At 69.4% G+C, this 16,481-nt stretch carries 19 protein-coding genes; 10 read left to right on the top strand and 9 right to left on the bottom strand.

Annotated features, from left to right (window positions below; all coding sequences use genetic code 11):
• Positions 1-155 precede the first annotated feature (155 nt).
• On the bottom strand, positions 156-1,118 hold the full coding sequence (locus ACWGI2_RS36565) for a LysR family transcriptional regulator (protein WP_453399436.1): 963 nt from the start codon (positions 1,116-1,118) through the stop codon (positions 156-158).
• Positions 1,119-1,188: 70 nt separating this feature from the next.
• Here ACWGI2_RS36565 and ACWGI2_RS36560 point away from each other — a divergent pair, with 70 nt between their 5' ends.
• Positions 1,189-2,355: a TDT family transporter gene (locus ACWGI2_RS36560; protein ID WP_453399646.1), complete on the top strand. Its 1,167-nt coding sequence runs from the start codon at positions 1,189-1,191 to the stop codon at positions 2,353-2,355.
• A gap of 42 nt (positions 2,356-2,397) precedes the next feature.
• Here ACWGI2_RS36560 and ACWGI2_RS36555 read toward each other — a convergent pair whose 3' ends face one another.
• Complete coding sequence (locus ACWGI2_RS36555) at positions 2,398-2,985, bottom strand: TetR/AcrR family transcriptional regulator (protein ID WP_453399435.1); 588 nt, start codon at positions 2,983-2,985, stop codon at positions 2,398-2,400.
• Positions 2,986-3,024: 39 nt separating this feature from the next.
• On the opposite strand from ACWGI2_RS36555, the gene ACWGI2_RS36550 reads away from it, so the two are divergent.
• Positions 3,025-3,450 carry a nuclear transport factor 2 family protein gene (locus tag ACWGI2_RS36550; protein WP_453399434.1) on the top strand — a complete coding sequence of 142 codons (426 nt, stop codon included), beginning with the start codon at positions 3,025-3,027 and terminating at the stop codon, positions 3,448-3,450.
• Positions 3,447-3,992 (top strand): anthrone oxygenase family protein, encoded by a 546-nt coding sequence (locus tag ACWGI2_RS36545; RefSeq protein WP_453399433.1) that lies wholly within the window; start codon positions 3,447-3,449, stop codon positions 3,990-3,992. Before ACWGI2_RS36550 ends, ACWGI2_RS36545 begins: the two co-directional genes overlap by 4 nt.
• Here the strand turns inward: ACWGI2_RS36545 and ACWGI2_RS36540 are convergent.
• From ACWGI2_RS36540 to ACWGI2_RS36520, 5 genes are all read right to left on the bottom strand, one after another.
• Positions 3,919-4,668, bottom strand: coding sequence for a helical backbone metal receptor (locus ACWGI2_RS36540; protein WP_453399432.1), 750 nt, complete (start codon positions 4,666-4,668; stop codon positions 3,919-3,921). The two genes, ACWGI2_RS36545 and ACWGI2_RS36540, sit on opposite strands and share 74 nt — an antisense overlap.
• 12 nt (positions 4,669-4,680) lie before the next feature.
• The gene (locus ACWGI2_RS36535) at positions 4,681-5,271 is read right to left on the bottom strand and encodes a helix-turn-helix domain-containing protein (protein ID WP_453399431.1); all 591 of its coding nucleotides are present in this window, start codon (positions 5,269-5,271) and stop codon (positions 4,681-4,683) included.
• Between the two features lie 105 nt (positions 5,272-5,376).
• Positions 5,377-6,363, bottom strand: coding sequence for a hypothetical protein (locus ACWGI2_RS36530; RefSeq protein ID WP_453399430.1), 987 nt, complete (start codon positions 6,361-6,363; stop codon positions 5,377-5,379).
• 165 nt (positions 6,364-6,528) lie between these two features.
• Complete coding sequence (locus ACWGI2_RS36525; protein WP_453700162.1) at positions 6,529-7,071, bottom strand: phospholipase A2; 543 nt, start codon at positions 7,069-7,071, stop codon at positions 6,529-6,531.
• Between the two features lie 122 nt (positions 7,072-7,193).
• Positions 7,194-7,544 carry a helix-turn-helix domain-containing protein gene (locus ACWGI2_RS36520; RefSeq protein WP_453399428.1) on the bottom strand — a complete coding sequence of 117 codons (351 nt, stop codon included), beginning with the start codon at positions 7,542-7,544 and terminating at the stop codon, positions 7,194-7,196.
• 128 nt (positions 7,545-7,672) lie between these two features.
• On the opposite strand from ACWGI2_RS36520, the gene ACWGI2_RS36515 reads away from it, so the two are divergent.
• The 4 genes from ACWGI2_RS36515 to ACWGI2_RS36500 all read left to right on the top strand — a co-directional run bounded on the left by ACWGI2_RS36515 (position 7,673) and on the right by ACWGI2_RS36500 (position 9,629).
• Complete coding sequence (locus tag ACWGI2_RS36515; protein ID WP_453399427.1) at positions 7,673-8,011, top strand: transposase; 339 nt, start codon at positions 7,673-7,675, stop codon at positions 8,009-8,011.
• Positions 8,012-8,338: 327 nt separating this feature from the next.
• On the top strand, positions 8,339-8,818 hold the full coding sequence (locus ACWGI2_RS36510; RefSeq protein WP_453399426.1) for a hypothetical protein: 480 nt from the start codon (positions 8,339-8,341) through the stop codon (positions 8,816-8,818).
• 33 nt (positions 8,819-8,851) lie between these two features.
• Positions 8,852-9,265: a hypothetical protein gene (locus ACWGI2_RS36505; RefSeq protein WP_453399425.1), complete on the top strand. Its 414-nt coding sequence runs from the start codon at positions 8,852-8,854 to the stop codon at positions 9,263-9,265.
• 7 nt (positions 9,266-9,272) lie between these two features.
• Positions 9,273-9,629 carry a hypothetical protein gene (locus ACWGI2_RS36500; protein ID WP_453399424.1) on the top strand — a complete coding sequence of 119 codons (357 nt, stop codon included), beginning with the start codon at positions 9,273-9,275 and terminating at the stop codon, positions 9,627-9,629.
• Positions 9,630-9,737: 108 nt separating this feature from the next.
• Here ACWGI2_RS36500 and ACWGI2_RS36495 read toward each other — a convergent pair whose 3' ends face one another.
• A complete protein-coding gene (locus ACWGI2_RS36495; RefSeq protein ID WP_453399423.1) occupies positions 9,738-12,350 on the bottom strand; it encodes an ABC transporter permease/substrate binding protein in 2,613 nt (870 codons plus the stop codon).
• Positions 12,343-13,515, bottom strand: coding sequence for a quaternary amine ABC transporter ATP-binding protein (locus tag ACWGI2_RS36490; protein WP_453700160.1), 1,173 nt, complete (start codon positions 13,513-13,515; stop codon positions 12,343-12,345). The genes ACWGI2_RS36495 and ACWGI2_RS36490 overlap by 8 nt, the downstream gene beginning before the upstream one ends.
• A gap of 321 nt (positions 13,516-13,836) precedes the next feature.
• Between ACWGI2_RS36490 and ACWGI2_RS36485 the strand changes: the two genes are divergently transcribed.
• From ACWGI2_RS36485 to ACWGI2_RS36475, 3 genes are all read left to right on the top strand, one after another.
• Positions 13,837-14,742, top strand: a complete 906-nt coding sequence (locus ACWGI2_RS36485) for a 5'-3' exonuclease (RefSeq protein ID WP_453399645.1) — start codon at positions 13,837-13,839, stop codon at positions 14,740-14,742.
• Positions 14,743-14,794: 52 nt separating this feature from the next.
• Positions 14,795-15,634 carry a siderophore-interacting protein gene (locus ACWGI2_RS36480; protein ID WP_453700158.1) on the top strand — a complete coding sequence of 280 codons (840 nt, stop codon included), beginning with the start codon at positions 14,795-14,797 and terminating at the stop codon, positions 15,632-15,634.
• Between the two features lie 214 nt (positions 15,635-15,848).
• Positions 15,849-16,430 (top strand): GNAT family N-acetyltransferase, encoded by a 582-nt coding sequence (locus ACWGI2_RS36475; protein WP_453700156.1) that lies wholly within the window; start codon positions 15,849-15,851, stop codon positions 16,428-16,430.
• The last annotated feature ends 51 nt before the right edge of the window (positions 16,431-16,481 follow it).

Genomic DNA, 16,481 nt, shown 5'->3' with positions numbered 1-16,481 from the left:
GGTAATCGGGTGGGTGGGCGGGAAATCCCGCCGAAGGCGGGAAAGATGTCCCGCCCGCAGACGAAAGACGGCGGAGGACCGGGGCGCTCGCCCTCACGAGGGACGGTACTCGGGTGGGTGGGTGGGAAAGCATTCGCCGGAGGCGAGGCACCCATTCACCCCCCGGCCGACCGGGCCCCCGCCCGGGTCAGCGAAAGAAGGTCCCGCGCAGGCCCCGTGGGGCGATGCCCCGTAGGCCACACCGCCCGGAGGGCACGGCGTAGCTGAACCCCCTCCAGGGGGATGCCCACCAGACGCCGAGCCGACAACTCCTCACCCACGGCCAGCTCACTCAACACCGCAGGCCCAGCCCCACTCACCGCGGACGCCTTCACCGCGGTGGTGGACGACAGCTCGATCAGCGGGCGGGCAAGCCCGCCCAGAGCCGCGTCAAGGACCTGCCGCGTCCCCGAGCCCTCCTCCCGGAGAATCAGCGGCGTGGCCGCCAACTCCCCCGCGCCCAGCGGCTTTCCGCGCCGCGCCCAGGCGTGGCCGGGCGCCGTGACGACGATCAGGCTGTCGTGGGCGATGACCGCCGAGTCAAGGCCGGTCGGCACGGCGAGCCCCTCCACGAAACCGAGGTCGGCCTCCCCCGCGAGGAGCCGCTCCGCGACCGCGGTCGAGTTGCCCGCCGTCAACGAAACCGCCGTGTCCGGCCGCTGCGTCCGCAACGCGATCAGCCAGCCCGGCAGCAGATACTCGGCGATCGTCATGCTCGCGGCGACCCGGAGCCGCGAGTCCCGCCGGTCCCGCAACGCCTGTGCGCCCGCGTCGAACGCCTCCGCCGCCTCCACGATCCGCCGCGCCCAGTCCGTGACGAGCGCCCCCGCGTCCGTGAGCCGCGATCCGCGCGGTGACCGGTCGACCAGCGCGACCCCGAGCTGCCGCTCCATCGACCGGATGCGGCTGCTCGCGGCGGGCTGTGTGATGCCCAGCTCCTTCGCGGCCCGCCCCAGGCTGCCGAGCCGCGCCACGGCGAGCAGCAGTTCGAGCGCCCCGAGGTCCGGCACCCGATGCGCGAGGGACGCCCCCGGCGACGTATCGGACACACCGGCGGAACCAGAAGAAGACGTACTCATAAGCCCAGGTTATGCCCTCATACGAACATGACTCCTGGTGGGGGCCCCGCTGAACGGCGACCGTGAACTCATGGTCACCGTCGCCCACCTCCAGGCACCCCAGGCACCCCCACCCGCAGCCACCACCACCCGCACCACCCCCGGCACCCCCCGCACCCGCATCACCCTCGCCACCCGCCACCTCGGCCCGAACTGGTACGCCTCCGTCATGGGCACGGCGATCATCGCCGGAGCGGGCGCGACCCTGCCGATCCACATCCCCGGCCTGCGGACCGCCTGCACGGCGGTCTGGGCGTTCTCCCTGCTCATGCTGACCACGCTGCTCGCCGCCCGGACCCTGCACTGGATCCACCACCGCGACCAGGCCCGCGCCCATCTCCTCGACCCGGCGGTCGCCCCCTTCTACGGCTGTCTCTCCATGGCCCTGCTCGCGGTCGGCGGCGGCGCTCTGCTCGTGGGCGAGGACTGGATAGGGACGGGCACGGCGGTCGCGCTCGACGCCGTGCTCTTCACCGCAGGTACGGTCATCGGCCTCGCGGCGGCCGTCGCGATCCCGTACCTGATGGTGGTGAAGCACCGCGCGGAGCCGGGCCAGGCATCGCCGGTCTGGCTGCTGCCCCTGGTGGCACCCATGGTGTCCGCCGCCCTCGGCCCGCTCCTGGTACCGCATCTCCCGGCGGGCCAGGCACAGGAGACGCTCCTCTTCGCCTGCTTCGCGATGTTCGGCCTGAGCCTGCTCGCCACCCTGGTGATGCTGCCGATGATCTTCGCCAGGCTGCTGACCGGCGGCCCCTTCCCTCTCGCGCTCACCCCCACGCTGTTCCTGGTGCTCGGGCCGCTGGGCCAGTCGACGACCGCCGTCAACAAGTTCGCCGACACCGCGGCGACAGGCGTCGTCCCCGCCCCGTACGACCAGGGCTTCGCCGTCTTCGCCGTGCTCTACGGCGTCCCGGTGATGGGCTTCGCCCTGCTGTGGCTGGCGCTCGCGGGCGCGATGGTGGTGCGGGCCCGGCGCAGGGGCATGGGCTTCGCGATGACCTGGTGGGCGTTCACCTTCCCCGTCGGCACGTGCGTCACGGGCGCCGAGGGCCTGGGCAAGCACACCGGACTCGCGGTCTACGACTGGCTGGCGGTCGCCCTGTACGCCCTCCTGGTGACGGCCTGGGCGATCGCGCTCGCCCGGACACTGCACGGTGTCGTCAACGGCAAACTGCTCGCGGCGCCCCAGCCGAAGTAACTTCACCTCAGCCGAAGCAACTTCAGCCCAGCAGAAGCAACTTCACTCCGGCCCGGGGTCCTCGGCACCGCACAAGCGCATCACCGACGACCGGAACTGCCGTGCCGCGCCCCCCGCATCCATGCGGCCGGCGCGGATCTGCTGGTCGGCGGCATGACCGAGTGCGATCACCGCGGCGACCAGCCATCCGGTCTCCAGGTCGGCAGTGAACTCACCACTGTCGCGCCCACGCCGGATCAGGCCCTCCAGCCGCTGCTCCACCGGCACGTGACGGGACGCTTCGGCCTCCGAGTCACTGTCCGACGGGACGAACGCCGACTGCTCGGCCAACAGCGTTCCGGCCGCGGTGAGGAAGCGGCCAAGAGCTTCCGTCGCCGTCCCGGCCTCAAGATCAGCAGCCTCCAGCACGGCGACCGCCCGGCGGCTCAACTCATCGCGCACCGCCACCAGTAGCGCCTCACGGGAGCCGAAGTGCACGTAGGCGGTCTGCCGTGTGACACCGGCGGCGGAGGCGATCTCCGCCATGGTCGCCTCGGGCCGCCCGGAGAGCACGCGGACAGCTGCCGACACCAGGGCGGCACGGTTGCGCCGGACCTCTACCCGCTGACGGCGACGCCTTATCTCTGACACGATTGACAACTATACGGCGGCCCCTCAAAACTGACGCGCATGTCAGAGATAACCGCTTCAGACACGACTGCGTCAGACACAACTGAGCAAGCAGCCCGCCGCCTCCTGGTCGACTACACCCGCGACATGGCCCTCTCCGACGAGGACCCGGCACAGATCGTGGGTCGCACCCTGACCGACGACGCGGTCTGGATCACCGACGGAACGGAGCTGACCCGCGACCAGCTGATCGCTCACGCGACCCCGGTCCGCAAGAACGTCACCGCCAGCAACATGCGGATCGACGATCTTCTCGTCGACGGCCACCGCTTCGCCGCACGCTGCCGCCTCAGCGCGGAGCACCGCAAACTCGGCCACGTGGTGAGCGAGTTGCTGCTGATCGGCGACGTCGCCGACGACGGACGGGTACGCCGTGTCCACCAGCTCGGCCGTACGCCCGACGCCGGACCGGAGACGTCGAAGTGACCCACCCGCGCATCCGGCTGGTCCAAGGCCTCGCCCTGATGTCCACCGGCGTCCTCGCCGGGGCGTTCGGCTACGGAGCGGCGAACCTCGTCCCCACCTTCAACGCCGTACCGCTCGACATGAGGCTGACCTTCCACGCCCAGCTGATGCAGATGAACGGCATCACCATGCAAGGCGCCATGGGCATCTCGGCGCTCAGCGCGCTCGCACTCGCCGTGCTGACGCGTGGCGTCCCACGGCGGCTCGCCGCGGCGGCCGGGGCCCTCGCCGTCGCGTCCTTCTTGATCACCCGCCTCGGCAACGTGCCCATCAACGGCCGCATCAAGCAGTGGGCCATCTCCTCACCACCCGCGGACCACGCCGCCATCCTTGCCCGCTGGGAGGCCTTCAACTACGCACGCACAGGCGCCGCGTTCGCCGCTTTCGCGCTGCTGATCCTTCTCACCCTGCGCCAACGCCATCAGCCGGTCACGGACATGCCGCGCGCAGCGCAGCCCCGAGAACAGCCGGTGCCTCCGCGAGGGAGGGCCCGTACCAGGTGAGGTGGCGGCCGCTGACGAGCGCCGACGGGGCGGTGAACTCCTCGGGGCCGTCGTCGGGAGTGAAGCGGTAGGGCTCGTCCGGCAGGACCACCACGTCCGGGCCCACGGCCCGCAGCTCGTCGAGCGGGACCCGCGGATAGCGCTCGGCGTGCGTCGCGTACGCGTTGTCGACGCCGAGGCGCCGCAGCAGGTCCCCGGCGAACGTGTCGCGCCCCAGGACCATCCAAGGGCGCCGCCAGATGGGCACGACCGCCGTCAACCGAGCTTCTGGCACCGGCAGTTGGCCCCACACCGCCTCGGCCTCGTCCAGCCACCCGGGCCGCCCCGCCCCGCAGGCGGCAAGCACCCGGGTCAGCTCACGGAAGGCGCCCGGCAGATCGCGTACCTCCGTCACGAGCACCTGGAGCCCCGCTGCCCGCAGCGCCGCGAGGTCGGGCGCGCGGTTCTCCTCTTCGTTGGCGATCACCAGATCCGGGGCGAGGCCGATGATCCGGCGCACGTCGGGGTTCTTCGTGCCGCCGACGCGGACGACGTCCAGGTCCTCCGGGTGGCTGCACCATTCCGTGGCCCCCACCAGCGCTCCCGGCGCGCTCACCTCGACCGCCTCGGTCAGCGAGGGCACCAGCGATACGACCCGTACCCGTACTCCACGCGGGACGCCCCGTACTCCAGCCACCGTGCGATCCCCTCAGCGCCGCGAGCCGTCCAGGGCTTCGATGTGATCGGCCACGGCCACGACGAGCACCTGGCTGTCCGGCACGGTCGCCCGCCACCGGTGGCGCACCCCTCCGGTCAGATACAGGCTGTCGCCGCGCCCGAGGCGATACGCCCTGCCCTCCGCCTCGACCTCGACGGCGCCGCCCACCACGTACATCAACTCGTCGTTCCGGTGCTGGAACTCGCGGCCCTCGTCGTGGTCGCCGGTGAACTCGATGGCGTGCAGCTGATGGTGGCCGCGCACCAGATTGCGCACGCGGGCGTCGGCGCGGGCGTTGGCGTCGGGCGTGGAACCCTCGCCGTCGCCCTCCTCGGCGCGCATCAGGTCGACCGTGCACGCGGGATCCGCGGCGGCGAGCAGTTCGACATCGGTCGTCATGAGGGCGTCGGCGACCCGCTGCAGGGAGCGCCTGCTCGGCCGCGCCCGCTCGTTCTCGACCTGGCTCAGGAAGGGCACCGAGAGACCGCTGCGCTCGGCCACCACGGCGAGGGTGAGCTCCAGCTGCCGGCGGCGGCGCCGCACGGCCGAGCCCACCCGGAGGGTTTCCTTCTGCTCGTCCATCGCCTCGGCTCCCTTCTGCGCGTCGGTCCACTCTCAACCCTGTTGGGTTTTCTGCACCCTACGCATGTTCGCCAAACGGTTTTGCCCCGTTGCGAGGACCGCCATCTACAGCTTGTGCCAGTAGACAAGCTGACCCGACTCTCCCGGAGCCGCTCCCTCGGCCGGTATGAACAGGCTGACCAGCAAGGATGGCCTGCCCTGTGGGTCGGTGACGAGGGTCGCCGACGGATTGGCGAAGGCGCGGCTTCCGCCGTGGGTGGAGATGGCGAGCCGGTCGGCCCGGCCGCTCACGGGGTCGTACGCGTAGGTCCGCCAGCTCTCGAAGTCGCCCCGCCACCGCTGGCCCTCCACGAGGAGCATCCGCCGCCCGTCGAGCTCGACGGGCGCCCGGTCGCCGAGGTTTCCGCCGTTTCCCCAGGTCTGCAGCGCCCGGTCGAGCCGCCGGTCCGGCGTCGCGTGCCAGTCGCGGAACCCGGTGAGGGTGGCGCGCAGCTGGCGGTCGGTGTCGCAGTCGGCGCGGTAGTGCCCGGTGAGCTCGATGGTGTTCCCGCGTACGGCGGTGATGCTGGGAGTGCCCTCGGCGCACCGCGAGAGGGTGCGGGGCGCGTCGAAGGCCTGCGACGGGCGCCCGTCGAGCAGCGCGGTCTCGTCGGCGTAGGCGCGCACGGCGATGTGGTTCTTCGGGTCCTTCTCGTAGGCGAGGACGTACCCGCCGCGTCCGTCGTCGGCGAGCGACGCCTGGTGGGTGCCGGGACCGAAGTCGTGGCGGCGGTGCCAGTGCCGCAGGTCGGTGGAGGTGGCGACGGAGGCGTGGAAGCGGCCGTCGTCCAGAAGGGTGTGGTAGACGGCCAGATAGGTGCCGTCGGGGGTCTGCTCGATCTGCGCGGCGTCCATGGTGCGGCCGGTGTGGTCCCGGGTGTCGTAGCGGTGGCCGTCGGCGGCCGTCACGTCCTCGGCGAGCGCGGCAAGACGGGCGGTGCCCGCGGAGGCGGGCCCGGAGCTCGCCCCGGCCACGTGCGCGAGGAGCAGGGCGGCGGCGAGGGCCAGGGCCACGGCGAGGCCGAGGACGGTGCGGGAGATACGGACGGTCACGTAGGGGCACTTACGTTCGAGCGGCGGGGAGGCTGCCCAGCCTAGGGAGCGAGGGCGGCCCCGGGAACGCCCCGAGGGGTGGGCTTGCCCACATCACGGCCGCCGGGCACGGGGCCCGGCTACGCCTGCTCGACGTGGCCGGCCCCTCGGCCTACTACGAGCGGGTCAGCTGACCCGCTCGTAGTAGGCCTTCGCCTTCTTGCGGCACTTCGCGCGTTCCGCCTTGGTCTTGTGCGGTTGGGCGGCGCACTGCCGGTTCATGTCGAAGAGGAACGCCTTGTCGACGCGCCGCTCGTGCGTCGAGCCCGCGAATGCCGTCTTGCCGATCAGCTGCTTGTAGTTTCGGTACCCGAAGTCGTGCCGCGCGCAGGAGAGGCGGAAGTCGAAACCGCCCGGCTTGTCGGCGAGGCGCGTGCAGTAGTCCGTGTCCCACCGGAAGTTCCAGCGGTCGACCCCCTGCTTGGCGAGCTTCCGCGTCGCCCGCCAGTCCGTGACGCTCGTCTCCGTGGAGCGGGTCAGCTCGTACAGCCGCCGCAGCTTGCTCGAGCCGCCGACCTTGCTGGAGCCACTCCCCGCAACCGCCGTGTCGGCGGCCGTGGACGCCGCCGCCCCAGGGCCGGGTTCGGGCGTGGCCGTGGCCACGCCCGAACCCGCCACCAGGGCTCCCGCCGCGACGACTGACGCGACGGTGATCCGCGTGATGACCATTCTGTTGTTCCCCGTTCATCGGTCCTGCTCAGTCAGGGCAGGAGCGTATGAATATCGGAGAACACTTCATAGTGAATCTATGTGCACTGCCCTTTAGTGCAAGGGACCCTTGGCGCAAGGGACTAGTGCACGAGATCCCGGTCCGGACACAGCAGGCCGTGATGGACGATGGCGAGCACGACGGCGTCGAGACGGCTCCTGAGCCCCAGCTTCTCGACGATGCGCGCGACATGGGCCTTCACCGTGCGCTCCGCTATCCCGAGCTGCCGGGCGAGGACGGGATTGGGCAGCCCGGCCCCCAAGAGCAGCAGCACCTCGCGCTCCCGGACCGTCAGATCACTGACGGGCGGCGGCTCGACGGCCGAGTGGAGCGCGGAGCGGCACGGACAGTGGGGCTCCGTTTCCTCCAAGGACTTCGGTGTCTCCAGCGATTCGCTCCACAGGTGGTCCTGCTCCGTGTTCTGAATCGTCACTGCGATGGTCACCTTCCCCGTTCCCCGTTGTAATCACTCTCAACAGCGACTCTAGGGCAAGGAGTTCGCATTAGTGAGGCAATTACGTCATGTCTCATGTGGTGTGACGCGTGCGGCATCATGGCCGCGTGGACAACGACCTTTCGCGCCGTCTCGTACCCGATGAACTCTGGGCACTGGCAGCCCCGTTACTGCCCGCCTTCGCCCCGCGCGCACAGGGCGGAGGGACCGCACCGCGCAACGAACGCGCCGTGTTCACAGCGGTGGTGTACGTACTGACCAGCGGCTGCCCCTGGCGGCAGACGCCCTCGGTGTTCGACGTCCCGCCCGCGACAGCACATCGCCGGTTCACCACATGGACCCAAGCCGGCCTGTGGCGACACCTGCGCTCCGCGGCCGACGAAGCCGATGTCGAACCGGGCTGGGCGGCGGTCATCGCCGAGGCCGCGGCGAGGCGGTCCGGATGACCACATGAGACACCCTCACGGCGAGCATCCGTTACATGATCGGAACCCGCTTTCGTCTGCCGGAACAGGCCTACTTGAGCTGGGCCTGAGGTTGCCGCACCACTGACGTGCCACGTCTCCCGGGAAATGGTCACCATGGGTACGAAAGCATCCGATCTCACCCAAAGTGTTGAATTTGCTATTACGCCTTCCACATTGCGAAAGCGACTTACGGAAACCTTCGCTGGTTCCCTTTCAGGCAATGCCCTTTCGGTCAATACCGAGCGCCGGTGACACGTAATACCTTGCGGCGGGGCGTTCAGATCCCGTCCGAGAGGAGATCACCGAATGCTGAAGAACCATGGCCGGATGACGGCCGTCGCAGCGCTCTCCGGAGTGGCCGTGCTCGCCGGCGGTGTCGCCCAGGCTCAGGCCGCGCCGGGCCCGGCCACGAGGACCACGGCAGCGACGAAGGCTCCCACGGCGACCGCCGCGGCCAAGAAGTGCAAGGTCGCCAGGAAGCTGTACCACCCGGCGAGGACCACGGTCGTGGTCGGCAACGTCGAGGTGCACTGCTCGAAGGCGTCCAAGGTGCGCAAGATCAACAACGTGGTGACGCTGTACCGAAACGGCCGCAAGGTCGACAAGGTCAACCTGCCCGGCCCCAGGGGCAAGCGTTACGCCTACGCGCAGACGTCGGCCGAGATGTCGGGCACCCGCTGCCAGACCTGGAAGGTGAAGGTCTGGACGCTCGCCTTCAACAGCCGGGGCAAGGCCGTGTACGAGTTCGCCAAGACCTCCAAGCCGAAGAAGATCTGCCCGCGCTGACCTGCCAGGACAGCCGCATCACCGGAAGGAAACATGCTCACTCACCAGCACCGCATACGCCTCGGCGTGTGCGCGGCAGCGATCGCCGGAGCGGCACTCACGCCGCTGGCCGTCAGCAGCGCGTCCGCACAGGAGGACGGCAAGTCGTCCGCCACGAAGGCCTCCGCCCAGGGGTTCCACTCCAAGAAGGGCCTCAAGAGCTGCTCGAAGCGGGGAGAGACCGTCTTTCTCTCCGTCAAGGCAGCCCTCAAGTACCGCTTCTCGTGGAAGAGCCCCGGCGGCAAGCTGCACTCCCAGCACTACTGGAACGCGAGCGACGGCTCCATCGGCATCCGCAAGATTCCGACCTGGCGCAAGGACGTGTACTGGAAGGTGACCGCGCTGCCGGGCGACGACACGAAAACCCTGGTCAAGGTGTACGCGTACTGCAGCAAGACGGGACTGTGATCCAGCCATGAAGAAGCAGCTCACCACCGTGGTACTCGCCGCCTGCGCGGCCGCGCTCCTCTCCCCCGCGGGACCCGCCCACGCCACCGAGAAGGAGGGCGGGACCAAGCGCTGCGCCAGGGGCCAGCAGGTGATCATCTCCTCCACCGCGGGCGGCCGCGTCATCCACAAGTTCAAGACGCCGGGCAGCGGCCATCACGTCTACACCCACGACTTCGGCAACACTCAGGGGTACCTGTTCACGCCCCGCTACACCCCCACCGGCAAGCGCGCGGTGACCTACCGCATCTACGCCAAGGACGTCCCCGGCAAGGTCAGGAACGCCTTCGTGCAGCGGAAGCACCTGCTCTGCCGCAAGTTCTGATACCTCCAATTCCTGATACCTCATCACCACGCCTGAACCCGTGAACGACCGAGCCCCCGCCGACGGCAAGCTGCCGTCGGCGGGGGCTCAACTGTGCTTCTGGTCCGGCTACTTCACCGGCGCCATCTTGTCGACGATGCCCGGGTGGTCCTCGACCCAGGCCTGCACACCGTCTTCCTCATTGCCCCGGCCGGCCTTCTGGACGGCCTCCTCGAGACTCATCAGCTCGTCGGGGCTCATGTGCCAGTTCTTCAGCCAGCCGTTGAGCTCCGAGTACTTCTTCGGGAAGCTCTTGTTGGCGAGCGTCTTGATCTGGTTGTTGGCACCCCACGTCTTCTTGGGGTCCTTCAGCCGCGTGAGGTCGTACTTGTTGTACGCCCAGTGCGGCGACCAGAGCACGACCGCGACCGGCTCCTTCTTCGCGTACGCGCGCTCCAGCTCGGCGAGCATCGAGCTCGTGCCCGCGCTGGTCAGCTCGAAGCCGTCCAGACCGTAGGCCGGCATGACCTTGTCCTTGAGACGCGTCATCTGGCCGGTGCCCGGCTCGATGCCGACGATCCTGCCCTTGAACTTGTCCTTGTTCTTGCGCAGATCGTCCATGGTCTTGACGCCCTTGACGTAGGACGGGACCGCGACCTCGAGCGTCGTCTTGTCGTACCACGCCCCGACGTCGACAAGATCCTTCTTGTACTTCTCCCAGTACTGCTTCTGCGCGACCGGCAGCCAGCCGTCGAGCTCGAAGTCGACCTGCCCGGTGGACAGGCCCGTGAACAGCGGGCCGACGTCGAGCTTGGTGGTCTTCGGCTTGTAGCCGCGCTTCTCCAGGACGTTCTTCCACAGGTACGTGGCGGCGATGCCCTCGTCCCACGCCGGGTAGCCGATGTTCGGCGCGGCGCCGGCCTGCTTGCCCTTCTCGTACGTGCCCTTGGCGACCGGGGCCATCTTGTCGACGATGCCCGGGTTCTTCTTCATCCAGTTCTTGACGCCCTGGTCCTGCTTGCCCTTACCGGCGTCCTGGATCGCGCCCTCAAGAGAGGTGAGCTGCGCCTCACTGAGCTTGAAGTCCTTCAGCCACTGCGCGACCTGCGGCTCCTTCTCGGCGAAGCCCTTGCGGCCGAGAGTGTGGATGCCGTCGCCCGAACCGAAGGCGCCCTTGGGGTCCTTCAGCTTGGTCAGCTTGTACTTGTCGTACGCCCAGTGCGGCGACCAGAGGGTGACCGCGATGGGCTCCTTCTTCGCGTACGCACGGTCCAGCTGGGCCAGCATCGCCGACGTGTTTGACTTGACCAGCTCGTACTTGCCCTTGAGGCCGTACTCGTTCTGAACCTTGTCCTCGTACAGCTTCGTCTCGCCCGCGCCGGGCTCGATGCCGTAGATCTTGCCCTTGAACTGGCTGCTCTTGCCCTTGAGGTCATCGAGCGTCTTGACGCCCTTGACGTACTTGGGCACCGCGATCTCCAGCGAGGTCGGCTTGTACCAACTGCCGTAGTCCTCGAGCTGGTTCTTGTACTTGCTCCAGTACGGGGCGTGCGTGGCGGGCAGCCAGGAGTTGGTCTGCACGTCGACGCTGCCCTGCGCCTGGCCGTTGTAGAGCGCGCCCACCTCGAGCGACTGCACCTCGGGCTTGAAGCCGCGCTGTTCGAGGACGTTCTTCCACAGGTACGTGGAGGCCGTGCCCTCGGGCCAGTCGATGTAGCCCATCTTGACCGTGCGGCCCTGACCGACGTTCGCGGAGACCTTGGCCCCCTCGTCGTCGCCGCCCCAGACGTTCAGGCCGCCGGCGACGAGCGCCAGGACCAGAACACCGACCATGGCGACCGGCGTGGCCGGCTTCCACTGCATGATCTTCAGGCCGCCGAGCGCGGAGTTGGCCTTGGCCAGGGCGCGCCGGCCGAGCGGCGAGACACGCTGGTTGAGGGCGCCGGTCATACGGTCCAGGTACATCGCGAGGATGACCACCGCGATACCGCCCTCGAAGCCGAGCGCGACGTCGACCGAGCTGATGCCGTCGTACACGGTGGAGCCGAGACCGCCACCGCCGACCATGCCGGCGACGACGACCATCGAGAGGGCGAGCATGATCGCCTGGTTGACGCCCGCCATGATCGTCGGCAGCGCCAGCGGAAGCTGGACGCGCCACAGGGTGTTGCGCGGGTGCGTGCCGAACGCCTCGGCGGCCTCGATCAGTTCCTCGTCGACCTGCCGGATACCGAGCTCGGCGAGGCGGACGGCGGGCGGCATCGCGAACACGATGGTCGCGACCATGCCGGGTACCGGGCCGACACCGAAGAAGAAGATGCCCGGGATCAGGTAGACCATGGCGGGCATGGTCTGCATGAAGTCGAGCACCGGGCGTATCGCACCGCTGACGGTGCGGTTCTTGGCGGCCCAGATGCCGATCGGCAGCGCGAACACAAAGATGATCACGCAGGAGACGAGCACGAGGGACAACGTGTTCATCGCCGGTTCCCACTGCTCGATCGAATCGATCAGCGCGAATCCCGCGAAGGTCGCCACCGCGGCGACCAGCCCGCGCAGCCAGAAGGCGAGCACGGCGAAGATGCCGATGAGAACCAGTGGTTCGGGCGAGGTGAGCACCGCGTTGACGCCGTCGTAGGCGTTCCCGACGACCATCTTGATGAAGTCGAAGAGCCACTCGCAGTTGTCGCGCAGCCAGTCGACTCCGGAGGCGACCCAGTCGCCGATATGGATCCTAGGCACTGGCGATCACCTTGCTCACGGGGCCCTCGCCCTTGTCCTCGGTCACCGGGGACACGGGCGCCGCGTCCTGCGGCGTGTCACCGCTCTCCTCCACCGCGGGCATCGGCTCACCGAGCACCGCCAGCAGCCGCGCCCGCGGCACGACACCGATGAGCGCGCCCTCCTCGTCGGTCACGGCGACGGCCGCGGCGCTGGTGGAGCACGGTGTGAACAGCTCGATGATCGGGGTCTCGGCCCTGACCGTGGCGGGGGCCGCGGACAGCACGTCCTGTGCGGTCTTCAGCTCCTTGCCCTCGGGCGTCTTCGTGCCGAACACGGTCTCGGGCTCGGCCATGATCGCGCCGGCCGTGAGGACACGGGAGCGGTCGACGTCCTGCGTGAACGCGGCGACGTAGTCGTTGGCCGGGGTGACGAGGATGTCCTCGGCGTTGCCGATCTGGACGATCTCGCCGTCGCGCATGACGGCGATCTGGTCGCCCAGGCGCATGGCCTCGTTCAGGTCGTGGGTGATGAAGACGATGGTCTTCTTCAGCCGCTTCTGGAGCTCGAGGAGCTGGTCCTGCATGTCGCGGCGGATCAGCGGGTCGAGCGCGCTGAACGACTCGTCCATGAGGAGCAGGTCGGCGTCGGTCGCGAGCGCGCGGGCCAGGCCCACGCGCTGCTGCATACCGCCGGAGAGCTCGTCGGGCCAGGACTTCTCCCAGCCCTTGAGGCCCGCCAGTTCGAGCGCCACCGTGGCGCGCTCCTCGCGCTCGGCGCGCGGCACGCCCTGCACCTCGAGGCCGTAGCCGGCGTTCTCGAGGACGCTGCGGTGCGGGAAGAGCGCGAAGTGCTGGAAGACCATGCTGATCTTCTTGGAGCGCACCTCGCGCAGTTCACGGGCGCTCAGACCGGTCAGATCCTGACCGTCGAAGAGCACCTGTCCGGCCGTCGGTTCCGACAGACCGTTGAGCATGCGCAGCAACGTGGACTTGCCGGATCCGGAGAGACCCATGACGACGAAGATCTGGCCCGGCTCGACCGTGAAGGAAGCGTCGATCACCGCGGCAGTGGTGCCCTCGGCGCGCAGCTCCTCTCGGTCGGTTCCGTGGCGGAGTTTCTCCACCGCGTCAGCGGGTCGTCTGCCGAATACCTTGTACAGGTGTTCGGCTTGCAGCCTGGACACATACACCTCTCGGGTTGAACCAAGACGGCCCGCCTCCCCCGCCGGCGGGCCGTGGAGCGACGCGGGTTCTGCCCGCTATTTACCCGGCGAAATAGTTGAATCCTCTACCGGAGGCGCTCCGGCTCGGCGCCTGCCCTCACTTACACAGATCAAACGCAAGAGTGTTCCAGTTCACATTCCATTCACTTCTGCCGGCTGGAACGCGCCGAGATCCGGCCCCTGCCCAGCGGGGCGGAAACAACTCCTTGACGGGGCCGGAGCCGGTCCGCTGTCAGTGCCGTGCGGCATGATGCGAAGGTGACTCAGCGAACGCGACGGCTCATGCTGCTCGACACGGCGTCCCTGTACTACCGCGCCTATTTCGGGGTCCCCGACTCCATGAAGGCCCCGGACGGCACATCGGTGAACGCGGTGCGCGGCCTGCTCGACTTCATCGCCCGGCTCGTCCAGGACCACCGCCCCGACGACCTGGTCGCCTGCATGGACGCGGACTGGCGCCCGCACTGGCGGGTGGAGCTGATCCCTTCGTACAAGGCGCATCGCGTCGCCGAGGAGATCGAGCGGGGCCCGGACGTCGAGGAGACCCCGGACACCCTCTCCCCGCAGGTCCCGATCATCGAGGACGTCCTGGACGCCATCGGCATCGCCCGCGTGGGCGTGCCGTCGTACGAGGCGGACGACGTGATCGGTACGTACGCGGGCCGCGCCACGGGACCGGTCGACATCGTCACCGGCGACCGCGACCTCTATCAGCTGGTCGACGACGCGCGAGGCGTCCGCGTCCTCTACCCCCTCAAGGGCGTCGGCTCCCTCCAGCTCACGGACGAGGCCTGGCTCCGCGAGAAGTACGGGGTGGACGGCTCCGGCTACGTCGACCTGGCCCTGCTGCGCGGCGACCCCAGCGACGGCCTGCCCGGCGTGCCCGGCATTGGCGAGAAAACGGCGGCCAAGCTCCTCGACGCGTACGGAAATCTGGCCGGAATCATGGCCGCGGTGGACGACCGGACGAGCAAGCTGACGCCTTCCCAGCGCAAGCGGCTCGACGAATCCCGCGCGTATGTGGCCGTCGCGCCGACGGTGGTCCGCGTCGCGGGCGACGTACCGCTGCCGGACGTGGACCTCGCGCTGCCGAGCGAACCGCGTGATCCCGCGGCCCTGGACGAGCTGGCCGCGCGGTGGAACCTGGGCGGAGCACTGAAGCGGTTGCTGACGACTCTTCAGGGGTGAGGTGTTAGCTTAGGTAAGCCTAAGCAACATTTGATCAGGGGAGGCCGCCGTCATGGCAGAACGACCGGCACGCAAGGCACCGAAGACCCACGTCGCCGAGGTGATGCGCACCGAGCGCCTCACCCCGCACATGCAGCGCGTGGTCCTGGGCGGCGAGGGCCTCGCCGAGTTCACGGCGGGCGACTCCACCGATCTCTACGTGAAACTGCTCTTCGGCGCCGAGGGCGTCACGTATCCCGAGCCGTTCGACATCCAGCGGATCCGCGAGGAGTTCCCCCGCGACCAGTGGCCCGTGACGCGTACGTACACGGTGCGCTCCTGGGACCCGCAGGCCCGTGAGCTCGCCGTCGACTTCGTCATCCACGGCGACGAGGGCCTCGCGGGCCCGTGGGCCAAGCGCGTCCAGCCGGGCGCCACGGTCCGCTTCCTCGGTCCTGGCGGTGGGTACGCCCCGGACACCGAGGCCGACTGGCATCTGCTCGCCGGTGACGAGAGCGCGCTGCCCGCGATCGCCGCGGCCCTGGAGGCACTGCCCGAGGGCGCCAAGGCGTACGCCTTCGTGGAGGTCGCCGACGCGGACGAGGAGCAGAAGATCAGCTCCGTCGCGGAGATCACGTGGCTGCACCGCGGGCAGCGCCCCGTGGGCCAGGCCCTCGTCGAGGCCGTACGCTCCCTCGACTTCCCGGCGGGCGACGTGCAGGCGTTCGTGCATGGCGAGGCCGGGTTCGTGAAGGAGCTGCGCCGCTACCTCCGCATGGAGCGCGAGGTGCCGCGCGAGCGCCTCTCGATCTCCGGCTACTGGCGCCTCGGCCACAACGAGGACGGCTGGCAGGCGTCCAAGCGGGACTGGAACGCGCAGGTCGAGGCGGAGCAAGAGCTGCGCTCGGCTTGAGCGGGATGTTTTCTTGCCCCGGGGTCGGCATGGACGCCCTCGGTGCCGGGCCACCTCCACCTGTCGGCCGGTGGGGGCTGGCCGCGCAGTTCCCCGCGCCCCTGACGGGGCCACCGTCGGCGGGCCCCGCAGTTCATTTCGCGCCCCCTGACGGGCCGTCTCCGCTGACGGAAAACCAGTCCCCCTCAGCGTCAGCCGCTGGCACCATGCCCCCATGCCCTACAAGATCCCGGACGTCGTCGCCGCAGGCGCCCTCGCCCAGCAGGAGCAGCCCGTCATTCCCGTCCCCGGAGGCCTGGTCATCAGGCCCTGGGCGCCCCACGACGCGCCTGCCGTGTACGAGGCGTTTCAGGACCCGGTGCTTCAGCGCTGGCACGCGCGCGAGGCCGATTCCGTCGACGAGGCTCGCGGGTGGATCGACGGCTGGCGCAAAGCCTGGTCCGAGGAGCGCGACGCGCACTGGGCCGTCGCCGATGCCGCGACGGACGCCGTGGTGGGGCGGATATCGCTGCGCCTGATCGTGCTCGCCGACGGACAGGCGGAAGTCGCCTACTGGACCATGCCGTCGGCCCGCGGCCGGGGCATCGCCCCGCGGGCCCTCACGGCGCTGACCGACTGGGCCTTCGGTGAACTCGGCCTGCACCGCCTCGAACTCACCCACTCCACGGCCAACGAAGCCTCCTGCCGTGTCGCGCTCAAGTCCGGCTTCGCGCCGGAGGGCACCAAGCGCGGCGCGGTGCTGCACACGGACGGCTGGCACGACATGCATCTGCACGCCCGCGTCCAAGAGGGCTGAGGCCTGAGGGCTCCTGACCTGGCCAAGCGCCCCCGCCAGGCCCCGTACTCT

This window comes from Streptomyces sp. NPDC054866, assembly GCF_053610745.1.
Note: the sequence above shows the minus strand (reverse complement) of the source record. Positions and strands in the feature narration are given on the sequence as shown.